This window comes from Pseudomonas sp. FP2196, from assembly GCF_030687715.1.
Lineage (GTDB): Bacteria > Pseudomonadota > Gammaproteobacteria > Pseudomonadales > Pseudomonadaceae > Aquipseudomonas.
Genome location: NZ_CP117445.1, coordinates 668,289 through 692,638, shown reverse-complemented (window position 1 = coordinate 692,638; position 24,350 = coordinate 668,289). Strand labels below are relative to the sequence as shown.

Genomic DNA, 24,350 nt, shown 5'->3' with positions numbered 1-24,350 from the left:
ACGGATCTGTCCCATGAACCGACACCGGCTTGCACTTGCCTGGATCGCCTGCTTTGCAGTGCTGTTCAACATGCTCGCCATGCCGATGACGGGAGCGATGGCGCAGGCGGCCAATTCACCGGCCGAGCAATTGCTCTGGAGCAGTTTCTGCACCGGCAGCGGGACGAAGATGGTGGCGATCAACATCGGCACCACGGAGCAGCAGGCCCCGTCCGACGACAACCATTCCAACATGCAGCATTGCTGGTGTTGCTCGGGTTCAGCGCCATTGGTGGCGCTGCCGGGGCATGCGCCGCAGCTGTATTTCGCCCGCTTTGAGAGTAATCGCAGCGTGGCGCCCGCCTCACTGCAAACACCCACACCGCGCCAGCAATGGCCGAGCCTCAATCCCCGCGCTTCCCCTCTGGTTTGATTTGTTCGCGCAATTGACCTGCGTTTCAAATCGTTCTGGAGAACTGCCATGTTGAACAAAATCATCGTCATCGCTGCGCTGTTGCTGCCGGCGTGCTTCGCCCATGCCCACGAATACAAGGCCGGGGAGCTGGAGATTGCTCACCCGTGGTCGCAGGAACTGCCCCCGAATGCGCCGACCGTTGCGGCGTACTTCATCATTCATAACGCCGGCAAAACCGCCGACCGATTGCTCAGCGTCGACTCGCCAATCGCCCCCGAGGCGCAATTGCACGAGCATGTAATGCAGGGCGATCTGATGAAGATGCAGCAAGTGCCGAGCGTCGAAATCCCGGCCGGCGGCAATGTCACTTTCGCACCGATGGCCTATCACGTGATGCTGCTCAACCCGACGGATCGCAGCCTGCTCAGCGACGGCAAACGCTTCCCGTTGACCATGCATTTCGAGAAGGCCGGTGACGTCACCGTCGAAGTTGCCGTGCAGAAGAAACCGCCGGAAACCACCCAAGCCCACGCGCACCAGTAAGCCTTTCGGCTGACCGCAATCATGCGCCCGTCCAGCGCCAGGTCTATCCGCAGCAGCCGTCAGCACGGCAGCTGGATCGCCCTGTTCGCCATGTTGATGATCTTCATCGGCCCACTGATTTCTCAGTCGATGCCGATGGATCAGCACGCCTCGACGTCCATGCCGATGAGCATCGACATGTCGATGGACATGCCAGGCATGGATCACGCCGGACAAGACGCCAAACCCGCCGCCGAGCATTGCCCGCCGCAATCCTCGCACCACGCTCTGTGGGAAAAGTGCGGCTACTGCAGCCTGCTGTTCAATTGCCCGGCACTGACCGGCGGCGGCACGTTCGCCGCATTCAGCATCGCCCACGCCAACACCTTCACCTCGCCTTCCCCGCGCCTGGGCCATGCCCGGCAAACCTTCTTCCCCGGCGCCCGCACGCGCGCCCCGCCCATCGCAGCGTAATCACCCACCGCTGATTACACACGGTTGAGAAGACAGCTTCAGGCTGCCGGCCGTGTCGTTTACGACTGTTTGATGGAAATTGTCATGTCCAGGTTTTCTGCTGTTCCACGTCTGGGTTCTACCCGGGCGACCTTCGCTTTGAACGAATCGCGCATTCGTTTCAGGCACGCTATCGCCGTCCTTTGCGGTGCCCTGCTGTCCCCACTGGTGCTGGCCGACGACCACGCCGCACACGCGGATGAACTGAGCCCGACGGTGATCACCGCCATCGCGCCGAGTTCGCCGCTGACCATCGTCACCAACCCCAAAGACCCGCGCCAACCGGTGCCAGCCAGTGATGGCGGCGATTATCTGAAGACCATTCCGGGGTTCGCGCTGGTGCGCAATGGCGGCACCAATGGCGATCCGGTGCTGCGCGGCATGTTCGGTTCGCGCCTGAATATCCTCACCAACGGCAGCATGATGCTCGGCGCCTGCCCCGGTCGAATGGACGCGCCGACCTCTTACATCTCGCCGGAAACCTACGACAAGCTCACCGTAATCAAAGGCCCGCAAACCGTGCTGTATGGTCCGGGCGCCTCGGCCGGCACGATTCTGTTCGACCGTGAGCCGGAGAGCTTTGGTGAACTTGGCACGCGGGTGAACGCGAGCATTCTGGCCGCCTCTCACGGACGTTTCGATAAAGTTGTCGATGCCGCAGCCGGCGGGCCGTTGGGTTACGTGCGGGTGATCGGCAACACCGCGCACTCCGACGATTATCGCGACGGCAATAACGACATCGTCGCCTCGCGCTACGACAAGTGGAACGGCGACGTGGCGCTCGGCTGGACGCCGGACACAGACACCCTGATCGAGCTGACCGCTGGCAAGGGCGACGGCGAAGCCCGCTACGCCGGTCGCGGCATGGACGGCTCGCAGTTCCTGCGTGAAAGCCTCGGCCTGCGCTTCGAAAAGTCCAACATCACTGACGTGCTGGAGAAGCTGGAAGCGCAGGTCTACTACAACTACGCCGACCACGTCATGGACAACTACACCCTGCGCACGCCGTCCGGCACCGGGATGATGGCCGGGCCAATGGCGTCCAACGTCGACCGTCGCACCCTCGGCGCGCGTATCAAAGCGACCTGGCGCTGGGCTGACATTCAACTGATCACCGGTCTCGACGCGCAGACCAATGAACACCGCCAACGCAGTGCAATGGGCATCGATACCTACAAGAATGTGCCGCGCAACAAGGACGCCGATTTCCATAACTACGGCGTGTTCAGTGAAATGACCTGGTACGCCGCCGACCGTGATCGCCTCATCACCGGCGCCCGAATCGACCGCGCTTCGGCCAAGGATTACCGGCAGACCACCGGCTCGGGAATGATGGCCCGCCCCAATCCAACCGCCGACAACACCCGTGCCGACACATTGCCCGGCGGCTTCGTGCGTTACGAGCATGACCTGGCCGACAGCCCGACAACGCTCTACGCAGGCTTGGGCCATGCGCAGCGTTTCCCGGATTACTGGGAGCTGTTTTCGCCGAAGTCCGGCCCTGCGGGGTCGGTCAATGCATTCGATTCGATCAAACCGGAAAAGACCACTCAGCTCGACTTCGGCGTGAACTACAAGAACGCCGACCTCGAAGCCTGGGCCTCGGGCTACATCGGCGTGGTGCGCGACTACATCCTCTTCGACTACACGCCGGGAATGATGGGCATGAGCACTTCGCGCGCCGACAACATCGACGCGCGAATCATGGGCGGAGAACTCGGTGCCGCTTACAACCTCACCGATAACTGGAAAGCCGATGCGACCCTGGCCTACGCCTGGGGCAAGAACAGCAGCGACGGCAAGGCACTGCCGCAGATGCCGCCGCTGGATGCACGTTTCGGCCTGACCTACAGCGAAGACCACTGGAGCGCCGGCGCGCTGTGGAGGGTGGTAGCCGCGCAAAACCGTATCGACCAGAACAGGGGCAACGTGGTCGGCAAGGATTACGACAAGAGTTCGGGCTTCGGCGTGTTCTCGCTTAACGGTGCCTATCGGATCAACAAAAACTGGAAGGTCAGCAGCGGCGTCGACAACCTGTTCGGCAAGGCTTACGCCGAACACCTGAACCTGGCGGGCAACGCCGGGTTCGGCTACCCGGCCAACGACCCGCAAGCCATCAACGAACCGGGGCGCACGCTCTGGACCAAGGTGGACATGAGTTTCTGACAGCATCGTCAGCAGGCTGGCTCCCACTGTAGGAGCCAGCCTGCTGGCGACCGGTTGCGCAGCAACTGCAAAAGACAACTAAAAGATCCAAGCCAAGCGGAGCAAACGTGATGCAAAAGCCCAAACCGAATTTCTACAACCTGGCCTGGCGCTGGCATTTCTATGCCGGTTTATTCGTCGCGCCCTTCATGGTGATGCTGGCCCTGACCGGCATCATCTATCTGTTCAAACCGCAGCTCGATTCGCTGATGTACAGCAGCCTGCTCAACGTTCCGGCCGGGCATCACACCGTTCCGGCCGATGACTTGCTGCAACGGGTGAAAAGCGCGTATCCACAGGGCCAGATCACTCAGTACCTGCCGCCGCTTAACGCCGAGCGCAGTGCGCAATTCGTGGTGAAAAATGCCGGCGACGAGCTCAACGTGTTCATTGATCCGTACCACGGCGACATCCTCGGCGAGCAGGATGCCAAGCAGAATCTACAAGCCATCGCCCGTGCCATCCATGGCGAATTGATGATCGGCACCGTCGGCGACCGTTTGATCGAAATGGCCGCCGGGTGGGGCGTGGTGCTGGTGGTGTCGGGGCTGTTCCTGTGGTGGCCGCGCGGTAAGGCGGCGGGGATTCTCTGGCCGCGTTTGAACAGTCGCGGCCGCGTGTTGTGGCGTGACCTGCACGCGGTCACCGGGTTCTGGGGCGCGACCCTGTTGCTGGTGATGCTGCTCAGTGGCATGACCTGGACCGGCTTCTGGGGCAAGCAATACGCACAGGTCTGGAACGTGTTTCCGGCTGCGATGTGGGATAGCGTGCCGACCTCCGACATCGAGGCCCGTAGCCTCAACAGCGCGACACGCCAGACAGTGCCATGGGCGATGGAAAACACGCCGATGCCGATGTCCGGCGACCACGCTGAACACATGGCCCACGGCGGCATGCAACAAGGCCCGGCCGCGCCAACCATCAGCCTGCAAGACGTGCAGAACATCGCCACTGAACGCAAGGTCGAGCCGGGCTACAGCATCACCCTGCCGACCACCGCCACCGGCGTTTTCACCATCGCCGTGTTCGCCGATGACCCGCGCAACGACGCGACCCTGCACGTCGATCAATACTCCGGCAAAGTCCTCGCCGATGTGCGCTTCGAGCAGTACGGCACAGTGGCCCGCGCCACAGAAATCGGCGTGATGCTCCATGAAGGCAAGATGTTCGGCACCTTCAACCAGATCGTCGTGCTGCTGATCTGCCTGATGATTCTGCTCAGCGCCGTCAGCGGCGTGGTGATCTGGTGGAAGCGCCGGCCACAGGGCAAGTTCGGCGTACCGCCGCTGCGTCATGACTTGCCGAAATGGAAAACCGGGGTTGTGATCATGCTGGCGCTGGCGGTGATTTTTCCGCTGGTGGGGGCTTCACTGGTGGTGGTGTGGTTGCTCGATCGACTGCTGCTTTCGCGGTTTGACCGGCAAGCTGAATCGGCCTCACCTTCATCATGAGTCCGTCGAGATGCGGGTTTTAGAAAGGTCTATAAAATGTCGGTCTTATAAATCGGCGATTTTTAGTGTTACTGTATAACTCTTATTTGCCATTCTGCCCGCGGCCAAAAGCTGCGGGCATTCTTTTGAAAAGTGATGGATGCGACGCTGTCGTGGCAGGCCTTGCGCAATACCACCCTGAGCTTGCAGGTGAACAATCTGTTTGACCGCCGGTATGCGCAAAGCCAATACAATGGCGGGCAGCAATGAATCCTTGGCGAGCCGAGGTCGTTTTTTGTCACGGCTGATTACACCTTCTAACCCGAGCCCCTGTAGGAGCTGCCGCAGGCTGCGATCTTTTGATGTTGTTGAAGAGCAAGATCAAAAGATCGCAGCCTGCGGCAGCTCCTACACAGGGCAAGTATCACCGCATGAGAAATTGATGACCGCGTTGACCCTCACGAATCTTGCCTGGACACCCTTGGGCCACGGCCACTGTCATCACCAGTTCCAGCTGCGTGATGCATCCTTGCAAGTGGCCGCCGGTGAGTTCGTTGGCCTGATCGGCCCCAACGGCAGCGGCAAGACCAGTCTGTTGCGTTGCGCCTACCGTTTCAGTCAGCCGGAACACGGCGAGGTCAAACTCGATCACCACAACGTGTGGAAACAATCCTCACGCTGGTGCGCGCAACGCATCGCCGTGGTCTTGCAGGAGTTCCCCGACGCCTTCGGCCTGACCGTCGAAGAAGTTGTCGCCATGGGCCGCACGCCGCACAAAGGTCTGTTTGACGGTGAAACCCTCGAAGACCGAAACCTCGCGACTCAAGCGCTCAAATCGGTAGGTCTTGAAGGTTTCGAAGATCACGCCTTCGCCACGCTGTCGGGCGGCGAAAAGCAGCGGGTGATTCTCGCCCGAGCCCTGGCCCAGCAACCGCAACTGCTGATCCTCGACGAGCCGACCAACCACCTCGACCCGCGTTATCAGCTGGAACTGCTGCAACTGGTCAAACGTCTGCAAATCGGCACCCTCGCCAGCATCCACGATCTGAACCTGGCCGCCGCGTTCTGCGACCGACTCTACGTGATCAACCACGGCCGTATCGTCGCCAGCGGCACACCGCAACAAGTCCTCACCATTGAACTGCTGCGCGACGTCTTTGGCGTCGAGGCATTGATCGACTCCCACCCTCTTCACGGCTACCCGCGAATCACCTGGATAACCCGACCATGACTGTGCGTTCCCTGCTTTGCGTCGCTCTACTGCTATGCAGTGCCCAAGCCTTGGCCGAGGCCACGAAATACCCGCTGACCATTCAAAGCTGCAACCGCGAAGTAACCTTCAAACAAGCGCCAGAGCACGCAGTCAGCCACGACATCAACATGACCCAGATGATGCTCGCCCTCGGCCTCAAATCGCGGATGGCCGGTTACAGCGGCGTCAGTGGCTGGAAGTCGGTGACCCCTGACATGCAGTCGCTGCTCGACGGCCTGCCAGAGCTGGCCGCGAAATATCCGTCGGTGGAAACCCTGCTCAACGCCAACGTCGATTTCTTCTTCGCCGGCTGGGATTACGGCATGCGCGTGGGCGGTGATCTCACGCCGCAGACCCTGCAACCACTGGGCATCAATGTCTATGAGCTGACCGAGTCCTGCGCTTTCGTGATGAAACGCCCGGCCGCCTCGCTTGAAGACACCTACAACGACCTGCGCAACCTCGGCAAAATCTTCGACGTGCAAGATCGCGCCAATGCGTTGATCGCCCAGATGCAGGCGCAAGTCGCGCAAGTGCGCAAAGACCTGCCCGCCGAGAAACCACGTGTGTTTCTCTACGACAGCGGCGAAGACCGCGCCATGACTTCCGGTCGCCTCGGCATGCCGCAAGCGCTGATTGATGCGGCGGGTGGGCGCAACATTCTCGATGACGTCGAAGCGAGCTGGACCCGGGTCAACTGGGAAACCGTGGTCGAGCACAACCCGCAGGTGATCGTGATCGTCGACTACAGCGAAATCACCGCCGATCAAAAAATTGAATTCCTGCTGAAGAACAAAGCCCTGCAATCGGTGGACGCAATCAAAAACCAACGCTTCATCGTCATTCCGTATGTGCAGGCCACGCCGGGAATCGACAACGTGCTGGCCGTTGAAACACTGGCCAAAGGTTTCCACGGCGAATGATCAACCGTCGCTACACGCTGTTGCTGCTCACCCTCGGCGCCGTGCTGTTGATGTCGTGCGTGGTGTCGCTCGGCTTCGGCCCTGCGCGGGTGCCGGTGGACGTGGTCTGGCGGATTCTGCTGCATAAGGTGTTTGGTTTCGGCGAGGTGAACTGGAGCGCCGGGCAGGAACATATCGTCTGGCTGATCCGCGTGCCACGCATGTTGCTCGGCGCGCTGGTGGGTGCCGGGTTGGCCCTGATCGGCGCGGTGCTGCAAGCGGTGACGCGTAATCCACTGGCTGACCCGCATTTGCTCGGCGTCACTTCCGGGGCGACGCTGGGTGCGGTGATCGTGGTGCTGCATGTCGGTGAAATCATCGGCCTGCTGACTTTGCCGATTGCGGCGTTTATCGGCGCCTTGCTGAGCATGCTGGTGGTGCTGGCGATTGCCAGTCGGCATGGCCGGCTCGACAGCGATCGCTTGCTGCTGTGCGGCGTGGCGGTGTCGTTCGTGATGATGGCGATCGCCAATCTGCTGCTGTTCATGGGCGACCACCGCGCCAGTTCGGCGGTGATGTTCTGGATGCTCGGCGGGCTTGGGCTGGCGCGTTGGGAGCTACTCTCCGTGCCGGCCGCCAGCGTGCTGCTAGGGCTGATCTTGCTGCTGGGCATGGCGCGACCGTTGAACGCGTTAATGGCCGGCGAACAGACTGCCGTCACCCTCGGATTGAATGCCCGGTCGGTGCGTCTGCGGGTTTTCGTCATCGCCTCGTTGATGACCGGAGTGCTGGTGTCAATCAGCGGCTCCATCGGTTTTGTCGGGCTGATGGTGCCGCACATTGCACGACGCCTGGTCGGCGCCGAACACCGACGATTGCTGCCGGTGTGCGTGCTGATCGGGAGTGTGTTTCTGATCTGGGTCGACGTCGCCGCACGCACAATGATTGCCCCCGAAGACCTGCCGATCGGCGTCGCTACCGCGGCCATTGGCGGGCTGTTCTTCATCGGCCTGATGCGTCGTCGCTGACCTGCTTCCCCCCGTCTCCTGCAGGAGCTGCCGAAGGCTGCGATCTTTTGATTTTGTTTTTTAAAGACAAGATCAAAAGATCGCAGCCTTCGGCAGCTCCTACATGGGTAATGTGCGCCCCAATCTGGCGCGGCCGCCTGCACCAACGCGCCACCTGCGTCCCTTCATGGTGCATCGCACCCACGCTCAAGCGCTCTAAACCGACATTTTCCTGCCCAGACCCGACCGGGCACAGCCCTTGCAAAACACCCTTCAGTCGTCCGCATCTGCCAACCATAAAAAACTTTAACGTTCATGGAGATCGCACAATGAAGCGTCGCAGTTTGATCAAGGCTTTCACACTCACGGCATCCATTGCCGCGATGGGCATGACCTGGACCGTCCAGGCTGCCGAGACCATCAAGGTCGGGATTCTGCATTCGTTGTCCGGGACCATGGCGATCTCCGAAACATCGCTCAAAGACATGGCGTTGATGACCATCGACGAGATCAACGCCAAGGGCGGCGTCAACGGCAAGATGCTCGAACCGGTGGTCGTCGACCCGGCGTCGAACTGGCCGCTGTTTGCCGAAAAGGGCCGGCAGTTGCTGACTCAGGACAAGGTCGCCGTGGTGTTCGGTTGCTGGACTTCGGTGTCGCGCAAATCGGTGCTGCCGGTGTTCGAAGAACTTAACGGCCTGCTGTTCTACCCGGTGCAGTACGAAGGCGAAGAGATGTCGCCGAACGTGTTCTACACCGGCGCGGCGCCGAACCAGCAGGCGATCCCCGCGGTTGAATACCTGATGAGCGAAGAAGGCGGCAGCGCCAAGCGTTACTTCCTGCTCGGCACCGACTACGTCTACCCGCGCACCACCAACAAGATCCTGCGTTCGTTCCTGCACTCCAAAGGTGTGGCCGACAAGGACATCGAAGAGGTCTACACCCCGTTCGGTCACAGCGACTATCAAACCATCGTTGCCAACATCAAAAAATTCTCGGCTGGCGGCAAGACTGCGGTGATCTCGACGGTCAACGGCGACTCCAACGTGCCGTTCTATAAAGAGCTGGCCAACCAGGGTCTGAAAGCTACCGACGTACCGGTCGTGGCGTTCTCGGTCGGCGAAGAAGAACTGCGCGGCATCGACACCAAACCGCTGGTGGGCAACCTCGCGGCGTGGAACTACTTCGAATCCGTGGAGAACCCGCAGAACAAGAAATTCGTCGCTGACTGGAAAGCCTACGCGAAGAAACACAACCTGCCGGGCGCCGACAAAGCGGTGACCAACGACCCGATGGAAGCCACTTACGTCGGCATCCACATGTGGGCGCAGGCGGTTGAAAAAGCCAAATCCACCGACGTCGACAAAGTCCGCGAAGCCCTCGCCGGCCAGACCTTCGCTGCGCCGTCGGGCTATACGCTGACCATGGACAAGACCAATCACCACCTGCACAAACCGGTAATGATCGGCGAGATTCAGGCCGATGGTCAGTTCAACGTGGTGTGGCAGACCGAAGGGCCGATCCGCGCGCAACCGTGGAGCCCGTTCATTCAAGGCAACGACAAGAAGCCGGATTATGCGGTGAAGAGCAACTGAGCCATTGGGTGTCGGGCCTGACTTTCTGGCCTGACACATATCCCTGTGGGAGCGGGCATTTGTGGCAAGGGGATTTATCCCCTCGCCACAAAAGCCTGCTCCCACAATGTCTGCGTCAAGGCGACTGAATATGCCCACTGCCCTTTATCGCTTCATCCTCGCCATCGCCATGTTGCTGCCGATGGCCGCCCACGCCGGCGACGCCGAAGACTTCGTCGCGGCCAATCCCGTGCAGCAGGCCAAACTGCTCGAAGCCTGGGCCGCGCAGCCCGATCCGGCCCGTATCGAACTGATCAACGCCCTGCAACAAGGCGAGTTGACCATCGACGGCCAAGCGAAAATCCTGCGCCTGAACAACCGCCTGCGGGGTCTGATCGACACCGCTCTGGCCAGCCACCAATTGCTCGCCGCCGACGCCAAAATCCGTCTGAGTGCCGCGCAGCAATTGCAGAAAAGCGCGAAACCCGCGCAGCTGAAATTCCTCGACCAGCAACTGGCTGGTGAAAAAGATGAAAGCGTTCACGCCGCCCTGAGCCTGGCGCTGGCCAATCTGCAACTGGTCGACACTGATCCGGCGGTGCGTCTGGCTGCCGTGCGCTTGCTGGGTGAAACCGGCGATCCACTGGCCCGCACCCGCCTCGAAGGCTTGCTCGAACCGGGTGTCGAAGCCGATGCCAATGTGCGCACGGCCGCCGAAACCAGCCTCGCCCAAGTCAAACGCAAACTGCTGATCGGCGAAATACTCGGTCAGGCGTTCAGCGGCATGTCCCTCGGTTCGATCCTGCTGCTGGCGGCACTCGGACTGGCGATCACCTTCGGCTTGCTCGGCGTGATCAACATGGCCCACGGCGAGATGCTGATGCTCGGCGCCTACTCGACGTATGTGGTGCAACTGATGTTCCAGCGTTATGCACCGCAGGCCATTGAGTTCTATCCGCTGATCGCATTGCCAGTGGCGTTCTTCGTCACCGCCGCCATCGGTATGGCGCTGGAGCGCACGGTGATTCGCCACCTCTATGGCCGACCACTGGAAACCCTGCTCGCGACGTGGGGCATCAGCCTGATGCTGATTCAACTGGTGCGCCTGCTGTTCGGCGCACAGAACGTCGAAGTGGCGAACCCGGCGTGGCTGTCCGGCGGGATTCAGGTGCTGCCGAATCTGGTGCTGCCGTACAACCGCATCGTCATCATCGCGTTCGCACTGTTTGTGGTGGTGCTGACGTGGCTGCTGCTGAACAAGACGCGCCTGGGCCTCAACGTGCGTGCCGTCACCCAGAACCGCAACATGGCGGCCTGCTGCGGCGTTCCGACCGGACGTGTCGACATGCTCGCCTTCGGCCTCGGTTCGGGCATCGCCGGCCTCGGTGGGGTAGCGCTGAGCCAGATCGGCAACGTCGGCCCGGATCTCGGCCAGAGCTACATCATCGACTCGTTCCTGGTCGTGGTGCTTGGCGGTGTTGGCCAGTTGGCCGGCAGCGTGCTCGCAGCGTTCGGCCTCGGTATCGCCAACAAGATTCTCGAACCGCAGATCGGTGCGGTGCTCGGCAAGATCCTGATCCTCGCGCTGATCATTCTGTTTATCCAGAAACGTCCGCAAGGTCTCTTCGCATTGAAAGGACGGGTGATCGACTGATGAACCAGCCTCTACTCGTTACGGCCACGCAAAAGGCTGGCCCGAAAGTCACGATTGCCATCGGCGCGGTGATTCTCGCCCTGTTGGTCGCCCTGCCGCTGCTGTCACTGTTGTCGCCGGACAGTGCGCTGCATGTCTCGGCTTACACCCTGACGCTGGTGGGAAAAATCCTCTGCTACGCCATCGTCGCCCTGGCGCTGGATCTGGTCTGGGGTTACGCCGGTCTGCTGTCCCTCGGCCATGGTTTGTTCTTCGCCCTCGGCGGTTATGCGATGGGCATGTACCTGATGCGTCAGGCCGCCGGTGATGGCTTGCCGGCGTTCATGACCTTCCTGTCGTGGACTGAATTGCCCTGGTACTGGACCGGCACCAGCAGCTTTGTCTGGGCGATGTGTCTGGTGGTGTTGGCGCCGGGATTACTGGCACTGGTGTTCGGCTTTTTCGCCTTCCGCTCGCGGATCAAGGGCGTGTATTTCTCGATCATGACCCAGGCCCTGACCTTCGCCGGCATGCTGCTGTTCTTCCGCAACGAAACCGGGTTTGGCGGCAACAACGGCTTTACCAATTTCCGCACGATTCTCGGTTTCGGCATCACTGAACCGGGCACCCGCGCGGTGCTGTTTCTGGCGACCGTGTTGTTGCTGGTGGCGAGTCTGTTCATTGGCTGGCGTCTGGCGCAGAGCAAGTTCGGCCGGGTGCTGACCGCGCTGCGCGATGCGGAAAACCGTCTGATGTTCTGCGGCTACGATCCGCGTGGTTTCAAGCTGTTCGTCTGGGTGTTGAGTGCGGTGTTGTGCGGTTTGGCCGGGGCGTTGTACGTGCCGCAAGTCGGGATCATCAACCCGAGCGAAATGTCGCCGACCAACTCCATCGAAGCAGCCGTGTGGGTTGCTCTTGGCGGGCGTGGCACGCTGATCGGGCCGTTGCTCGGCGCCGGTGTGGTCAACGGCATGAAAAGCTGGTTCACCGTGGCGTTCCCGGAGTACTGGCTGTTCTTCCTCGGCGCGCTGTTCATCGTCGTGACCCTGTACCTGCCCAAAGGCGTGATCGGTCTGCTGAAGAAACGAGGTGAATCATGAGAGTCACGGCGAGCGCTGAATTCATGCTGGAGCCAGCCTTTTTCCCCGTCGAGCCGAACAAGGACGCCGGCACCAGCCGCGACTCCATCGGCCTCGGCCAACGCGTCGGCCCGGGCCTCGACACCCGCCACGGCACGATCCTGACCCTGGAAGACATCAGCGTCAGCTTCGACGGCTTCCGCGCGCTGAACAATCTCAACCTGTACATCGGTGTCGGCGAGTTGCGCTGCATCATCGGCCCCAACGGCGCAGGCAAGACCACGTTGATGGACGTGATCACCGGCAAGACCCGCCCGAGTCATGGCAAAGCGTGGTTCGGCGAAACCCTCGACCTGACGCAGATGAGCGAAGTGCAGATCGCCCAGGCCGGCATCGGCCGCAAGTTCCAGAAACCGACAGTGTTTGAAGCGCTGAGCGTGTTTGAAAACCTCGAACTGGCGCAGAAGACCGACAAGTCGGTGTGGGCCAGTTTGCGTGCACGGCTGAGTGGTGAGCAGAAAGATCGCATCAGCGAAGTGCTGGAGACGATTCGCCTGACCACCTCGGTCAATCGCCCGGCGGGCCTGTTGTCCCACGGCCAGAAGCAGTTTCTGGAAATCGGCATGTTGCTGATGCAAGACCCGCAACTGCTACTGCTCGACGAACCGGTGGCGGGCATGACCGACGCCGAAACCGAATTCACCGCCGAGCTGTTCAAGTCGCTGGCAGGCAAGCATTCGCTGATGGTGGTCGAGCACGACATGGGTTTCGTCGGCTCGATTGCCGACCACGTGACGGTGTTGCACCAGGGCAGTGTTTTGGCCGAAGGGTCGCTGGAGCAGGTGCAGGAAAACGAGCGGGTGATCGAGGTCTACCTCGGCCGGTGAACTGCAAACACTTATCAAAACTGTGGGGGCTGGCTGCCAGCGATGAGGCCGGCAAATCCAGCGTTGATGCCGACTGATCCACCACCATCGCTGGCAAGCCAGCTCCCACAGGGTTTTGGGTGTAACTGAAGGAATACGGACATGCTGCAAGTCGACAAGCTGCACCAGTACTACGGCGGTAGCCACATCCTGCGCGGCCTCACGTTTGACGTGAAGGTCGGCGAAGTCACCTGCCTGCTCGGCCGTAACGGCGTGGGCAAGACCACCCTGCTCAAATGCCTGATGGGCCTGTTGCCGGCCAAGGAAGGCGCAGTGAATTGGGAAGGCAAACCGATTACCACGTTCAAGCCGCACCAACGGGTACATGCCGGCATCGCTTACGTGCCGCAGGGCCGGGAGATTTTCGGGCGGCTGACCGTGGAAGAAAACCTGCTGATGGGCCTGTCGCGTTTTCCCGGCTCCGAAGCCAAGGAAGTCCCTGCGTTTATCTACGAACTGTTCCCGGTGCTGTTGCAAATGAAACAGCGTCGCGGCGGCGATCTGTCCGGTGGTCAACAACAACAGCTCGCGATTGGTCGCGCACTGGCCAGCCGTCCGCGCTTGCTGATCCTCGACGAACCCACCGAAGGCATCCAGCCGTCGGTGATCAAGGAGATCGGCGCGGTGATCAAGAAACTGGCGGCTCGCGGCGACATGGCGATTCTGCTGGTCGAGCAGTTCTACGATTTCGCCGCCGAACTGGCCGATCAATACCTGGTGATGTCCCGGGGCGAGATCGTCCAGCAGGGTCGCGGAGAAAATATGGAGGCCGAGGGTGTGCGTGGGCTGGTAACCATCTAACCTGTAGCTTCCTAACGATAATCAGAAACTATGAACTCGACTGTCTCACCTGCCCTGTTTACCCCGAGCTGGCACGCCGAGCTGGAACTGGCCTACGCCCGTTTCGGCGACTGCTCGCGCCCGGTCATGCGCCGGCACCTCGGCCCGCTGCGGGTGCAGAAACACCTGTACGCTGAAGGCCCTGAAGTCTGCCAACACATCATCGTCCACCCACCGGGCGGGATTGCCGGCGGTGATCGACTGGACATCAGCGCACGCGTCGAAACAGACGCCTGGGCGCAGATCACCAGCCCCGGCGCGGCGAAGTGGTATCGCGCGGCGGGGCCGGCTTACCAGAAACTCGATCTGAAAGTGGCGGCCGGGGCGACGCTGGAATGGCTGCCTCAGGAAACCATCGTCTACAGCGCCGCGCAGGCTGAACTGAGCACTTCGATTGAACTGGAAGGCGATGCGCGGCTGTTCTACTGGGATGTGGTGGCGCTGGGTCGCCCGGCCAGTGGCGAGCGCTTCGACCGTGGGCATTTTCAGGCGCACCTGGATATTCGTCGCGACGGTCGATTGCTCTGGCACGAGCGTCAGCGCATTGTCGGCGGTGACGGTTTGCTTGAGTCGCCGATCGGGCTGGACGGGCAACCGGTGTTTGCGACGTTGCTGGTGACTGGCGAGATTGATGCCGAACTGCTGGAACGGTGTCGCTCGCTGGGCCATGAGGTGCGTGGGGATCTGACGCAGTTGCCGGGGTTGTTGGTGGCCCGTTGTCTGGCCAGTGAGGCATTGCTCGCTCGCGCCTGGCTTATTGATCTTTGGCGTTTGCTACGGCCGGTGCTGCTAGGCCGCGAAGCCCAGCCCCCCCGAATCTGGAACACCTGAAATGCATTCCCCTGTAGGAGCTGCCGAAGGCTCGGGCCGCGATCAACTTAATAACTTTTAACTGCCGATACTGGATTCCCACAATGGACCTGACCCCACGCGAAAAAGACAAGCTGCTGATCTTCACCGCCGGCCTCGTCGCCGAGCGCCGACTGGCGCGCGGCGTGAAACTCAACTACCCGGAAGCCATGGCCTACATCTCCGCCGCGCTGCTCGAAGGCGCCCGTGACGGCCGGACCGTGGCCGAGTTGATGCACTTCGGCACCACTCTGCTTTCACGCGAACAAGTGATGGAAGGCATCCCGGAAATGATCCCGGAGATTCAGGTCGAAGCGACGTTTCCCGATGGCACCAAACTGGTCACCGTCCACCAACCGATCGTCTGAGGCCGCGCCATGACTTACAGCATTCGCGATGCCGTCCACGCCGACCTGCCGGCGATTCGCGACATCTACAACGACGCGGTGCTCAACACCACAGCGATCTGGAACGAGTCGGCGGTCGATCTGGGCAACCGTCAGGCGTGGTTCAGCGCGCGTCAGGCCCAGACCTATCCGATTCTGGTGATCGTCGACGCCGACAACAGCGTGCTCGGCTACGCTTCATTCGGTGACTGGCGGCCCTTCGATGGCTTCCGCCACACCGTCGAGCATTCGGTTTACGTGCGCAGCGACCAACGCGGCAACGGCCTCGGCCCGCAATTAATGAGCGCATTGATCAAACGCGCGAAAACCTGCGGCAAGCACGTAATGGTTGCCGCCATCGAAAGCGGCAACGCCGCCTCTATCCGTCTGCATGAGCGCGCCGGTTTCATCATCACCGGACAGATGCCGCAAGTCGGTACCAAGTTCGGCCGCTGGCTCGACCTGACCTTCATGCAACTGACCCTCAACCCTGGCGCGGAGCCGCCTGACGCCAACAAGGAGTGACACCGATGAACGCTGCCCAACTGCGCCGCGTCAACGCTGAAAGTTTTGCGCACTATCGTCAGGGCCTGATCGATCTGTTGCTCGATGCGGTGGGCTATGGCGCGAGTGTCGGCTTCATGGCCGACCTCGATGCCGCCCAGGCCCGCGCCTATTTTGATGACGTTCAGGACAACCTCAACAAGGGCAGCGTATTGCTCTGGGTGGTGGTCAAGGACGAAAAGGTACTGGCCAGTGTGCAACTGGGCTTGTGCCAAAAGGCCAACGGTCTCAATCGCGCCGAAGTGCAGAAACTGCTGGTGCGTGAACACGCCCGGCGTCGCGGACTCGGCCAACAATTGATGCAGGCGCTGGAACTGGAAGCGCCCAAGCACAAGCGCGGCATGCTCTTCCTCGACACAGAAGCCGGTTCGCCCGCTGAAGATTTCTACAAGGCCCTGGGTTACACCCGTGCCGGCGAAATCCCCGACTATGCCTGCGACCCGCACGGCACTTATCGACCGACCGCCCTCTATTACAAGATCCTCCAAGGAGCCCACTGATGATTCCCGGTGAATACCAGATCCAGCCCGGCGACATCGAACTCAACGTCGGCCGCCGCACCGTCAGCCTGAAAGTCGCCAACAGCGGCGACCGGCCGATCCAGGTAGGTTCGCACTATCACTTTTTCGAAACCAACGACGCGCTGACCTTTGATCGCGCGGCCAGCCGTGGCATGCGTCTGAATATTCCGGCCGGCACGGCGGTACGCTTCGAGCCGGGGCAAAGTCGCGAGGTGGAACTGGTGGATTACGCCGGGCACCGGCGGGTGTTCGGCTTTGCCGGGCGGGTCATGGGTGATCTCTAAGTCATCAGGTGACTGCAAGAAAGCCTGCTCGCGAAAGCGAGTAATGCGAGCGATTTCAAAACCAATTGAATCCCAAGGCGAGCACATGAAGATTTCTAAACAGGCCTACGCCGACATGTTCGGCCCCACCGTCGGCGACAAGGTGCGCCTGGCCGACACCGAGCTGTGGATCGAAGTCGAGCAGGACTTCACCACCTACGGCGAAGAGGTCAAATTCGGTGGCGGCAAAGTCATCCGCGACGGCCAGGGCCAAAGCCAGTTGCTCGCCGCCGAAGTGGTCGACACGCTGATCACCAACGCGCTGATCATCGACCACTGGGGCATCGTCAAAGCCGACGTCGGCCTCAAGGACGGGCGCATCGCCGCGATCGGCAAGGCCGGCAATCCGGACGTGCAGCCGAACGTGAACATCGCCATCGGCGCCAGCACCGAAGTGATCGCCGGTGAAGGCATGATCCTCACCGCCGGCGGCATCGACACGCACATTCACTTCATCTGCCCGCAACAGATCGAAGAAGCGCTGATGAGCGGCGTGACCACCATGATCGGAGGCGGCACGGGACCTGCCACGGGCACCAATGCGACCACCTGTACGTCCGGGCCGTGGCACCTGGCGCGCATGCTCCAGGCCGCCGATGCCTTCCCGATGAACATCGGCCTCACCGGCAAAGGCAATGCCAGCCTGCCGGAGCCGTTGATCGAACAGGTCAAGGCCGGCGCCATCGGCCTCAAGCTGCACGAAGACTGGGGCACTACCCCGGCGAGTATCGACAACTGCCTGAACGTCGCTGATCAGTACGACGTACAAGTGGCGATCCACACCGACACACTCAACGAATCCGGTTTTGTCGAAACCACCCTCGGCGCGTTCAAGGGCCGCACCATTCACACCTATCACACCGAAGGTGCCGGTGGCGGTCACGCGCCAGACATCATCAAGGCCTGCGGGTTTGCCAACGTGCTGCCGAGCTCGACCAACCCGACCCGGCCGTTCACCCGTAACACCATCGACGAACACCTCGACATGCTGATGGTCTGCCACCACCTCGACCCGAGCATTGCCGAAGACGTGGCTTTCGCCGAGAGCCGCATCCGTCGCGAGACGATTGCCGCCGAAGACATCCTCCACGACCTCGGAGCGTTCTCGATGATCAGCTCCGATAGCCAGGCGATGGGCCGCGTCGGTGAGGTCATCACGCGCACCTGGCAGACCGCCGACAAGATGAAAAAGCAGCGCGGCCCGCTGCCCCTGGACGGCGCAGGCAACGACAACTTCCGCGCCAAACGCTACATCGCCAAGTACACGATCAACCCGGCGATCACCCATGGCATCAGCCATGAGGTGGGTTCGGTCGAAGTCGGTAAATGGGCGGATCTGGTGTTGTGGCGCCCGGCGTTTTTCGGCGTAAAGCCGACGCTGATTCTCAAGGGAGGGGCCATTGCGGCGAGCTTGATGGGTGATGCCAACGCATCGATTCCGACACCGCAACCGGTGCACTACCGCCCGATGTTCGCCAGCTACGGCGGTTCGCTGCACGCCACCAGCCTGACCTTTATCAGTCAGGCCGCGCAGGAAGCCGGATTGCCGGAAACGCTGGGGCTGAAGAAGAAAATCGCCGTGGTCAAAGGTTGCCGCGAGGTGCAAAAAACCGATCTGATCCACAACGATTACCTGCCGAACATCGATGTCGATCCGCAGACTTATCAGGTCAAGGCCGACGGCGTGTTGCTGTGGTGCGAACCGGCAGACACCCTGCCAATGGCTCAGCGCTACTTCCTGTTCTGACCTCAACGCCATAAAAACAGGCCCCGAAGCCGTGCCCTGCCGCGCAGTCTCGGGGCCTTTTTGATCGCGGTAGAAAACCGCCGCACAAACGGTCGTGTATTTCCCGCCAAAGGGACTAATATTCGATTCGCTTCACTATTTTCAGGGACTGCCCATGCGTCTTTCCGAGTTCATCGTGGCTAACATCGACCCTATCGTCGATGAATGGGAACAGTTTGCCGCTACCATTACCCCGGCCGCCGACCATCTGGACTCCACCGCGCTGCGCGATCACGCCAGCGAAATCCTGCGGGCCGCCGCCCGCGACATGAGCAAACCGCAAAGCCCCGCCGAACAGGCCGCCAAAGCCAAGGGCGACGGTCCGGAAAAAACCCCCAGCCTGGACGAGGCCGGCGCCAGCCATGGCGAACTGCGCCACACCGTGGGTTTTGATCTGGTGCAGATGACCAGTGAATTCCGCCATCTGCGGGCCTGCGTGATTCGCCTGTGGGTCAACAGCCTGCAATCCCCTGACGTAGCCTATTTCCAGGACATGATCCGCTTCAACGAAGCCATCGACGAAGCCCTGGCCGAATCGACCGCCGCCTATGCCGAGCAGGTCAACCGTTCGCGCGACATCTTCCTCGCTATCCTCGGCCATGATCTGCGCGCCCCGCTGCAAGCGGTGAGCATGTCTACCGAACTGCTGCTGCGCAAAACCCGTCTTGAGGGCGATGCCCTGACGTGCGCACTCAATATCAAACGTGGCGCGCGACACATGGCGGCCATGGTCAGCGACTTGCTGGAGCTGGTGCGTAGTCGTCTGGGCAGAAGCCTGCCGATCGAACCGGCGTCGATGGACATGGCCGACGCGGCGCGGGCGGCGATTGCCGAGGCTTGCGCGGGCAATCCGGAATGCGATCCATTGCTGACTGTAGAAGGCGATACCAAGGGCTCCTGGGATGCCGGGCGCATCGATCAACTGCTGCAAAACCTGATCGGCAATGCCTTGCAGCACGGTTCGAACCAGCACGACGTGACCGTCACCCTCAGCGGCGAGGGCGATAGCGTATGCATTGCGGTGCATAACCACGGCACACCGATTCCAGAAGAGGCGATTGGCACGATCTTCGACCCGCTGGTGCGCAGCGCCGACGAACAACTTGGGCACCCTTCCACCAGCCTCGGGTTGGGGTTGTTTATCGTCAAGGAAGTGGTCACCGCTCATGGCGGGACAATCGAAGTCAGCTCGAATGCGGCTGACGGGACGCTGTTCAGAGTGGTGTTGCCCAGAAAGGTTTAAGCAGATAAACCGAGGGGAATTCATCGCTGGCAAGCCAGCTCCCACAGGGTTCTGCGTCGGTCGCAAAATATGCATTCGACGCGATACTTGTGGGAGCTGGCTTGCCAGCGAAGAGGCCCTTCAGTGCAACCTGTAAACAACGGTAAAACTACTCGACCACCAGCCGCCCCAATCGCTGGCGCAACATACGGTTTTCGGCTCGCAGTTCCTGCACTTCTTCCAGCAGATTCAACGCCAGGGCGACGCCTTCCCACTCCAGTTCCAGATCGCGCCGCAGCTTGGCGGCGCGTTTGGCCAGCGTCAGCTCGTAATCGGTGAAACGCCATTCCCTGGGCTGCGCGCCCTGAGGTTCGAGGATGCCGTGTTCGACGATTTCGATCACGTAGACGTCCGACAAATCGGCCGCCTCACAGAATTCTGCCATGTCCAGTTGAACGATCAGGGGGCTGCTCATGATGGGCTACTCCGTCGCTGGGTTCAGAAGTTCTCTCGCGGATTGAAGGCGGCTTTTTTCGCCAGTTCCTGCCACAACGCCTTGACGTCATCGTCCGCTGCTTTCGGCATCACGGCCTTGAGCTGCACGAACAGATAACCGCGCTCGCCGGCCTTGTTTTTCAGACCATGGCCCTTGGCGCGCATGCGCTGACCGTTCTGGCTGCCGGCCGGAACCTTGAGGTTGATCTTGCCGGTCAGGGTCGGCACGGCCACTTCAGCGCCCAACGCCAATTCCCACGGTGCCAGCGGCAACGTGATGATCAGGTTTTCGCCTTCGACATCGAACTTCGGATGCGGCGCGAAACGAATGGTCAGGTACAGATCGCCGTTCGCCCCGCCACCGACGCCAGGTGCGCCCTGACCTTTGAGGCGGATGCGCTCGCCGTCAGTCACGCCCGCCGGGATCTTCACGTTCAGGCTCTTGCTGGTGTTGCTGACGTGCTGGCCGTTGGCGTTGTATTGCGGCACCTGAAAGGTGACCTTCTTCGATTCGTTCGAGAGCGTTTCCTCGAGGAAGATCGGCAGTTCCATTTCCACGTCTTGCCCTCGGCGCCCTGCACTGCGTTGTTGCCGACCTTCACCGCCACCGAAACCGGGGCCGCGATTGCCGAAGATCGAACTGAAGAAGTCCGAGAAGTCGCCGGTGTCGCCACCGCCGCCACCAAAACCGCCACGGCTCTGCCAGCCCGGTGGCCCCTGGAACGGCTGACCGTGCTGGCCGTAGCGGCGCAGCTCGTCGTATTCGGCGCGTTTGTCGGCACTTTTCAGCGCTTCATAGGCTTCCGAGGCGTCCTTGAACTTGGCCTCGGCGTCTTTTTCCTTGCTGACATCGGGGTGGTATTTGCGCGCCAGCTTGCGATAGGCAGCCTTGATTGCCTTGTCGTCTGCTGTCGGCTCCACGCCGAGTATCTTGTAATAGTCTTTGAAGTCCATTGAAGGAATCACCATCCGTTATCGATTTCGCGCCGATGCCAGCATGCGCCGATTCGCGCGTGCCGGGTTGACCGATCTCAAACTTGTGACCGGGTGGCGCAGCAGAAGTTTATCGGCAGTGGGCGACGGTTCTTGCGACCGCCGGTATGTCTGCCGGCCCATGCCAGCAAGTTTGGGGCGAAGCGGCGACTTTCAACCCAGTCTAGTCGCGAAATAGCTGATGACCGGCCTTCGAATCTGCCGCGCACTGACATACACTGCGCGGCCGTTTTTTGACCGGAACCCGAAAGACATGAATAACGCCTCTCCAGCCCGTGCCTGCGGCATCGACTTCGGCACCTCCAACTCCACCGTCGGCTGGCTGCGCCCCGGCATGGAAACGATGATCGCGCTGGAAGACGACAAGATCACCCTGCCGTCGGTGGTCTTCTTCAACATCGAGGAGCGCCGCCCGGTCTACGGTCGCCTGGCGCTGCACGAATACCTGGAAGGCTACGAAGGCCGCCTGATGCGCTCGCTCAAGAGCCTGCTCGGCTCCAAGCTGATCAAGCACGACACCAGCGTTCTCGGCACGGCAATGCCGTTCAAGGACTTGCTCGGCCTGTTCATCGGCCAGCTCAAGAGCCGCGCCGAAGCCGCCGCCGGTCGGGAATTCGAACAAGTGGTGCTGGGTCGTCCAGTGTTCTTCGTCGATGACGATCCGCTGGCCGACCAGGAAGCCGAAGACACCTTGGTGGAGGTGGCGCGCAAGATCGGTTTCAAGGACGTTTCGTTCCAGTACGAGCCGATTGCCGCAGCATTCGACTACGAGTCAACCATCGAAAAGGAAGAGCTGGTACTGATCGTCGACATCGGCGGTGGTACCTCCGACTTCTCGCTGGTGCGCCTGTCGCCCGAGCGTCGCGGTGTGGATAACCGTCATGACGACATCCTCGCCACCGGCGGCGTGCACATCGGCGGTACCGACTTCGACAAACAACTGAGCCTGCAAGGCCTGATGCCGCTGTTCGGCTACGGCAGCCGCATGAAGAGCGGCGCCTACATGCCGACCAGCCACCACATGAACCTGGCGACCTGGCACACGATCAACTCGGTGTACTCGCAGAAATCCAGCCTGGCGCTGGGCAGCATGCGCTACGACATCGAAGACACCGGCGGCATCGACCGCCTGTTCAAGTTGATCGAGCAACGCGCCGGGCACTGGTTGGCGATGGAAGTGGAAGAAACCAAGATCCAGCTGACCCATGCCGACAGCCGCCACGTGCCGCTGGACCGGATCGAGCCGGGTTTGAGCGTGGAACTGACGCGAGCTTTGTTCGAGTCGGCAATCGATGCATTGCTGGAGCGAGTGCGCGGCAGCGTCACGCAGTTGTTGAACGACGCGAATGTCTCGGTGGCTCAGGTCGATACGGTGTTCTTCACCGGCGGTTCCAGCGGTATCCCGGCCCTGCGCAACAGCGTTTCGGCGATGTTGCCGAATGCGCGGCATGTCGAAGGGAATATCTTTGGCAGCATTGGTAGTGGTCTGGCGATCGAGGCGATGAAACGCTACGGCGCCATGAGCTGATCACAAGCCTTGTGGCATAGGCTTCTGAAGTGAGGAATTTTTTTGTGGCGAGGGGATTTATCCCCGTTGGACTGCGCAGCAGTCCTCTGCCGTTGAGATAAAAGCGGGGCTGCTTCGCGACCCAACGGGGATAAATCCCCTCGCCACAATCATCCCCCGTCACAAAGACCTGGCCTTACACCATCCCGCCCAGCTTCAACTCACTCTTCAGATACGCATAGTAAATCGGCCCCGCCACCACCCCCGGCAGGCCGAATGCGGCTTCGAACACCAGCATCGCCAGCAGCAACTCCCACGACTTGGCACTGATCTGCCCGCCGACAATGCGCGCGTTGAGAAAGTATTCGAGCTTGTGGATAAAGATCAGATAACCCAGCGCAGCCATGGCCACCCAGATAGACAGCGACAGGCCGACGATGGTGATCAGCGTGTTCGACATCAGGTTGCCGATCACCGGCAGCAGGCCGAGCAGGAACGTCAGCACGATCAGGGTTTTGGTCAGCGGCAACTTGATTCCGAACATCGGCAGGATCACCGCCAGGAAGATCCCGGTGAAGAACGTGTTGAGCAGGGAAATCTTGATCTGCGCGAAGACGATGTTGCGAAACGCCTGCACCAGCAGGTGCAAACGATCAAACAGCGCCGCTGCCAGCGGCTTGCGCTTGGTGACATCAGGTATGCGCTGCAAGGCGATGATCGCGCCGAGCACCATGCCGATCAGCAGCGTCACAAACATATGTGCAGCGTCCTTGCCCACCAGTTGCAGGTCGGACAGATGTTTGCTCGCCCACTCGCCAATCGCCACGCGAAACTCCGCAGCGCTGGCCGGCAGGTAGGCATCGATGAACGGCGGCAACTGACCGCGCGCACGGTCGACCACGCCCATAAATTTATCGAGTGACGCGCCGGGGTTTTCCGCTTCGTGCAGCAGGAAACTGATGGCGCCGGCAAAGATCAGCGCCAGCACACTGACCACCAGCGTGCCCAGCAGCGCCACCGCCAGCCACCGCGCGCGCCGGCCTTCGATCAGCCGTTGCAGTTGCGGGGTGAGCATGTTGACCAACTCGAACACCAGCAACCCGGCCAGCAGACTGGGCAACAAGCGCAGCGGCAGCACCAGCAGCAAACCGCCGAAAATGATGATGCAGCTGACCCAGAACACAACATGACGCTCAGAAAACGTTGGCATACAGCCTCAAAACGAACGGCGTAAAAGGATGGGCAGTCTGCCAGCGATCCGGGATGAGCACTAGGGATATGCGGGCCGACCTCTCGGACCTCATCGCTGGCAAGCCTGCTCCCACAGGTTAGGTGTCGAACACAAATTCAGAGATCAGCCGAAGTCCCTGTGGGAGCGGCGGTGCGACGATTCGACTTGCCCGCGATGGGGCCAACCCAGTCACCAC

Annotated in this window: 24 protein-coding genes; 21 read left to right on the top strand and 3 right to left on the bottom strand. The window is 61.0% G+C overall.

From position 1 onward, the window contains the following. Positions 1 to 13: 13 nt before the first annotated feature. The 20 genes from PSH79_RS03045 (at position 14) to PSH79_RS02945 (ending at position 19,949) form a co-directional block, all read left to right on the top strand. Positions 14 to 412 carry a DUF2946 domain-containing protein gene (locus tag PSH79_RS03045; protein WP_305441186.1) on the top strand — a complete coding sequence of 133 codons (399 nt, stop codon included), beginning with the start codon at positions 14 to 16 and terminating at the stop codon, positions 410 to 412. Between the two features lie 48 nt (positions 413 to 460). Further along, positions 461 to 937: a copper chaperone PCu(A)C gene (locus PSH79_RS03040; protein ID WP_305441184.1), complete on the top strand. Its 477-nt coding sequence runs from the start codon at positions 461 to 463 to the stop codon at positions 935 to 937. A gap of 21 nt (positions 938 to 958) precedes the next feature. After that, positions 959 to 1,390 carry a DUF2946 domain-containing protein gene (locus tag PSH79_RS03035; protein WP_305441183.1) on the top strand — a complete coding sequence of 144 codons (432 nt, stop codon included), beginning with the start codon at positions 959 to 961 and terminating at the stop codon, positions 1,388 to 1,390. Between the two features lie 84 nt (positions 1,391 to 1,474). Beyond that, positions 1,475 to 3,595 carry a TonB-dependent copper receptor gene (locus PSH79_RS03030; RefSeq protein WP_305441182.1) on the top strand — a complete coding sequence of 707 codons (2,121 nt, stop codon included), beginning with the start codon at positions 1,475 to 1,477 and terminating at the stop codon, positions 3,593 to 3,595. Positions 3,596 to 3,705: 110 nt separating this feature from the next. Further along, complete coding sequence (locus PSH79_RS03025) at positions 3,706 to 5,085, top strand: PepSY domain-containing protein (RefSeq protein WP_305441181.1); 1,380 nt, start codon at positions 3,706 to 3,708, stop codon at positions 5,083 to 5,085. A gap of 421 nt (positions 5,086 to 5,506) precedes the next feature. Further along, positions 5,507 to 6,295: an ABC transporter ATP-binding protein gene (locus PSH79_RS03015; protein WP_305441180.1), complete on the top strand. Its 789-nt coding sequence runs from the start codon at positions 5,507 to 5,509 to the stop codon at positions 6,293 to 6,295. Beyond that, a complete protein-coding gene (locus PSH79_RS03010; RefSeq protein ID WP_305441179.1) occupies positions 6,292 to 7,239 on the top strand; it encodes an ABC transporter substrate-binding protein in 948 nt (315 codons plus the stop codon). Before PSH79_RS03015 ends, PSH79_RS03010 begins: the two co-directional genes overlap by 4 nt. Further along, positions 7,236 to 8,246 (top strand): iron ABC transporter permease, encoded by a 1,011-nt coding sequence (locus tag PSH79_RS03005; protein ID WP_305441178.1) that lies wholly within the window; start codon positions 7,236 to 7,238, stop codon positions 8,244 to 8,246. The genes PSH79_RS03010 and PSH79_RS03005 overlap by 4 nt, the downstream gene beginning before the upstream one ends. Before the next feature lie 308 nt (positions 8,247 to 8,554). Then, the gene (gene urtA, locus PSH79_RS03000; protein WP_007914554.1) at positions 8,555 to 9,820 is read left to right on the top strand and encodes an urea ABC transporter substrate-binding protein; all 1,266 of its coding nucleotides are present in this window, start codon (positions 8,555 to 8,557) and stop codon (positions 9,818 to 9,820) included. 130 nt (positions 9,821 to 9,950) lie between these two features. Continuing rightward, positions 9,951 to 11,453: an urea ABC transporter permease subunit UrtB gene (gene urtB / locus PSH79_RS02995; RefSeq protein ID WP_305441177.1), complete on the top strand. Its 1,503-nt coding sequence runs from the start codon at positions 9,951 to 9,953 to the stop codon at positions 11,451 to 11,453. Beyond that, entirely contained in the window at positions 11,453 to 12,532 is a 1,080-nt protein-coding gene (gene urtC, locus PSH79_RS02990; RefSeq protein WP_305441176.1) for an urea ABC transporter permease subunit UrtC, read from the top strand. Before urtB ends, urtC begins: the two co-directional genes overlap by 1 nt. Then, positions 12,529 to 13,398 carry an urea ABC transporter ATP-binding protein UrtD gene (gene urtD / locus PSH79_RS02985; protein WP_008078129.1) on the top strand — a complete coding sequence of 290 codons (870 nt, stop codon included), beginning with the start codon at positions 12,529 to 12,531 and terminating at the stop codon, positions 13,396 to 13,398. Before urtC ends, urtD begins: the two co-directional genes overlap by 4 nt. A gap of 141 nt (positions 13,399 to 13,539) precedes the next feature. Then, entirely contained in the window at positions 13,540 to 14,238 is a 699-nt protein-coding gene (urtE, locus tag PSH79_RS02980; protein ID WP_008031204.1) for an urea ABC transporter ATP-binding subunit UrtE, read from the top strand. 30 nt (positions 14,239 to 14,268) lie between these two features. Next, positions 14,269 to 15,108, top strand: a complete 840-nt coding sequence (locus PSH79_RS02975; RefSeq protein ID WP_305441175.1) for an urease accessory protein UreD — start codon at positions 14,269 to 14,271, stop codon at positions 15,106 to 15,108. Positions 15,109 to 15,191: 83 nt separating this feature from the next. Then, a complete protein-coding gene (gene ureA / locus PSH79_RS02970; protein WP_008085431.1) occupies positions 15,192 to 15,494 on the top strand; it encodes an urease subunit gamma in 303 nt (100 codons plus the stop codon). Positions 15,495 to 15,503: 9 nt separating this feature from the next. Next, complete coding sequence (locus PSH79_RS02965; RefSeq protein WP_305441174.1) at positions 15,504 to 16,037, top strand: GNAT family N-acetyltransferase; 534 nt, start codon at positions 15,504 to 15,506, stop codon at positions 16,035 to 16,037. A 5-nt stretch (positions 16,038 to 16,042) separates the two neighbouring features. After that, on the top strand, positions 16,043 to 16,576 hold the full coding sequence (locus PSH79_RS02960; protein ID WP_305441173.1) for a GNAT family N-acetyltransferase: 534 nt from the start codon (positions 16,043 to 16,045) through the stop codon (positions 16,574 to 16,576). Next, positions 16,576 to 16,881, top strand: coding sequence for an urease subunit beta (locus PSH79_RS02955; protein ID WP_007915947.1), 306 nt, complete (start codon positions 16,576 to 16,578; stop codon positions 16,879 to 16,881). The genes PSH79_RS02960 and PSH79_RS02955 overlap by 1 nt, the downstream gene beginning before the upstream one ends. Before the next feature lie 85 nt (positions 16,882 to 16,966). Then, positions 16,967 to 18,667, top strand: coding sequence for an urease subunit alpha (gene ureC / locus PSH79_RS02950; protein WP_305441172.1), 1,701 nt, complete (start codon positions 16,967 to 16,969; stop codon positions 18,665 to 18,667). A 154-nt stretch (positions 18,668 to 18,821) separates the two neighbouring features. Beyond that, positions 18,822 to 19,949, top strand: coding sequence for a sensor histidine kinase (locus PSH79_RS02945; protein WP_305441171.1), 1,128 nt, complete (start codon positions 18,822 to 18,824; stop codon positions 19,947 to 19,949). Positions 19,950 to 20,097: 148 nt separating this feature from the next. Here the strand turns inward: PSH79_RS02945 and PSH79_RS02940 are convergent, their stop codons facing one another. Both PSH79_RS02940 and PSH79_RS02935 read right to left on the bottom strand, forming a co-directional pair. Then, positions 20,098 to 20,403 (bottom strand): chaperone modulator CbpM, encoded by a 306-nt coding sequence (locus tag PSH79_RS02940; protein ID WP_305441169.1) that lies wholly within the window; start codon positions 20,401 to 20,403, stop codon positions 20,098 to 20,100. A gap of 23 nt (positions 20,404 to 20,426) precedes the next feature. Beyond that, entirely contained in the window at positions 20,427 to 21,377 is a 951-nt protein-coding gene (locus tag PSH79_RS02935; protein WP_100846406.1) for a DnaJ C-terminal domain-containing protein, read from the bottom strand. A gap of 292 nt (positions 21,378 to 21,669) precedes the next feature. On the opposite strand from PSH79_RS02935, the gene PSH79_RS02930 reads away from it, so the two are divergent. Beyond that, positions 21,670 to 22,944 (top strand): Hsp70 family protein, encoded by a 1,275-nt coding sequence (locus tag PSH79_RS02930; protein ID WP_305441167.1) that lies wholly within the window; start codon positions 21,670 to 21,672, stop codon positions 22,942 to 22,944. A gap of 175 nt (positions 22,945 to 23,119) precedes the next feature. On the opposite strand, the gene PSH79_RS02925 is transcribed toward PSH79_RS02930, so the two are convergent. Next, complete coding sequence (locus PSH79_RS02925) at positions 23,120 to 24,133, bottom strand: AI-2E family transporter (RefSeq protein ID WP_305441166.1); 1,014 nt, start codon at positions 24,131 to 24,133, stop codon at positions 23,120 to 23,122. Positions 24,134 to 24,350 lie beyond the last annotated feature (217 nt).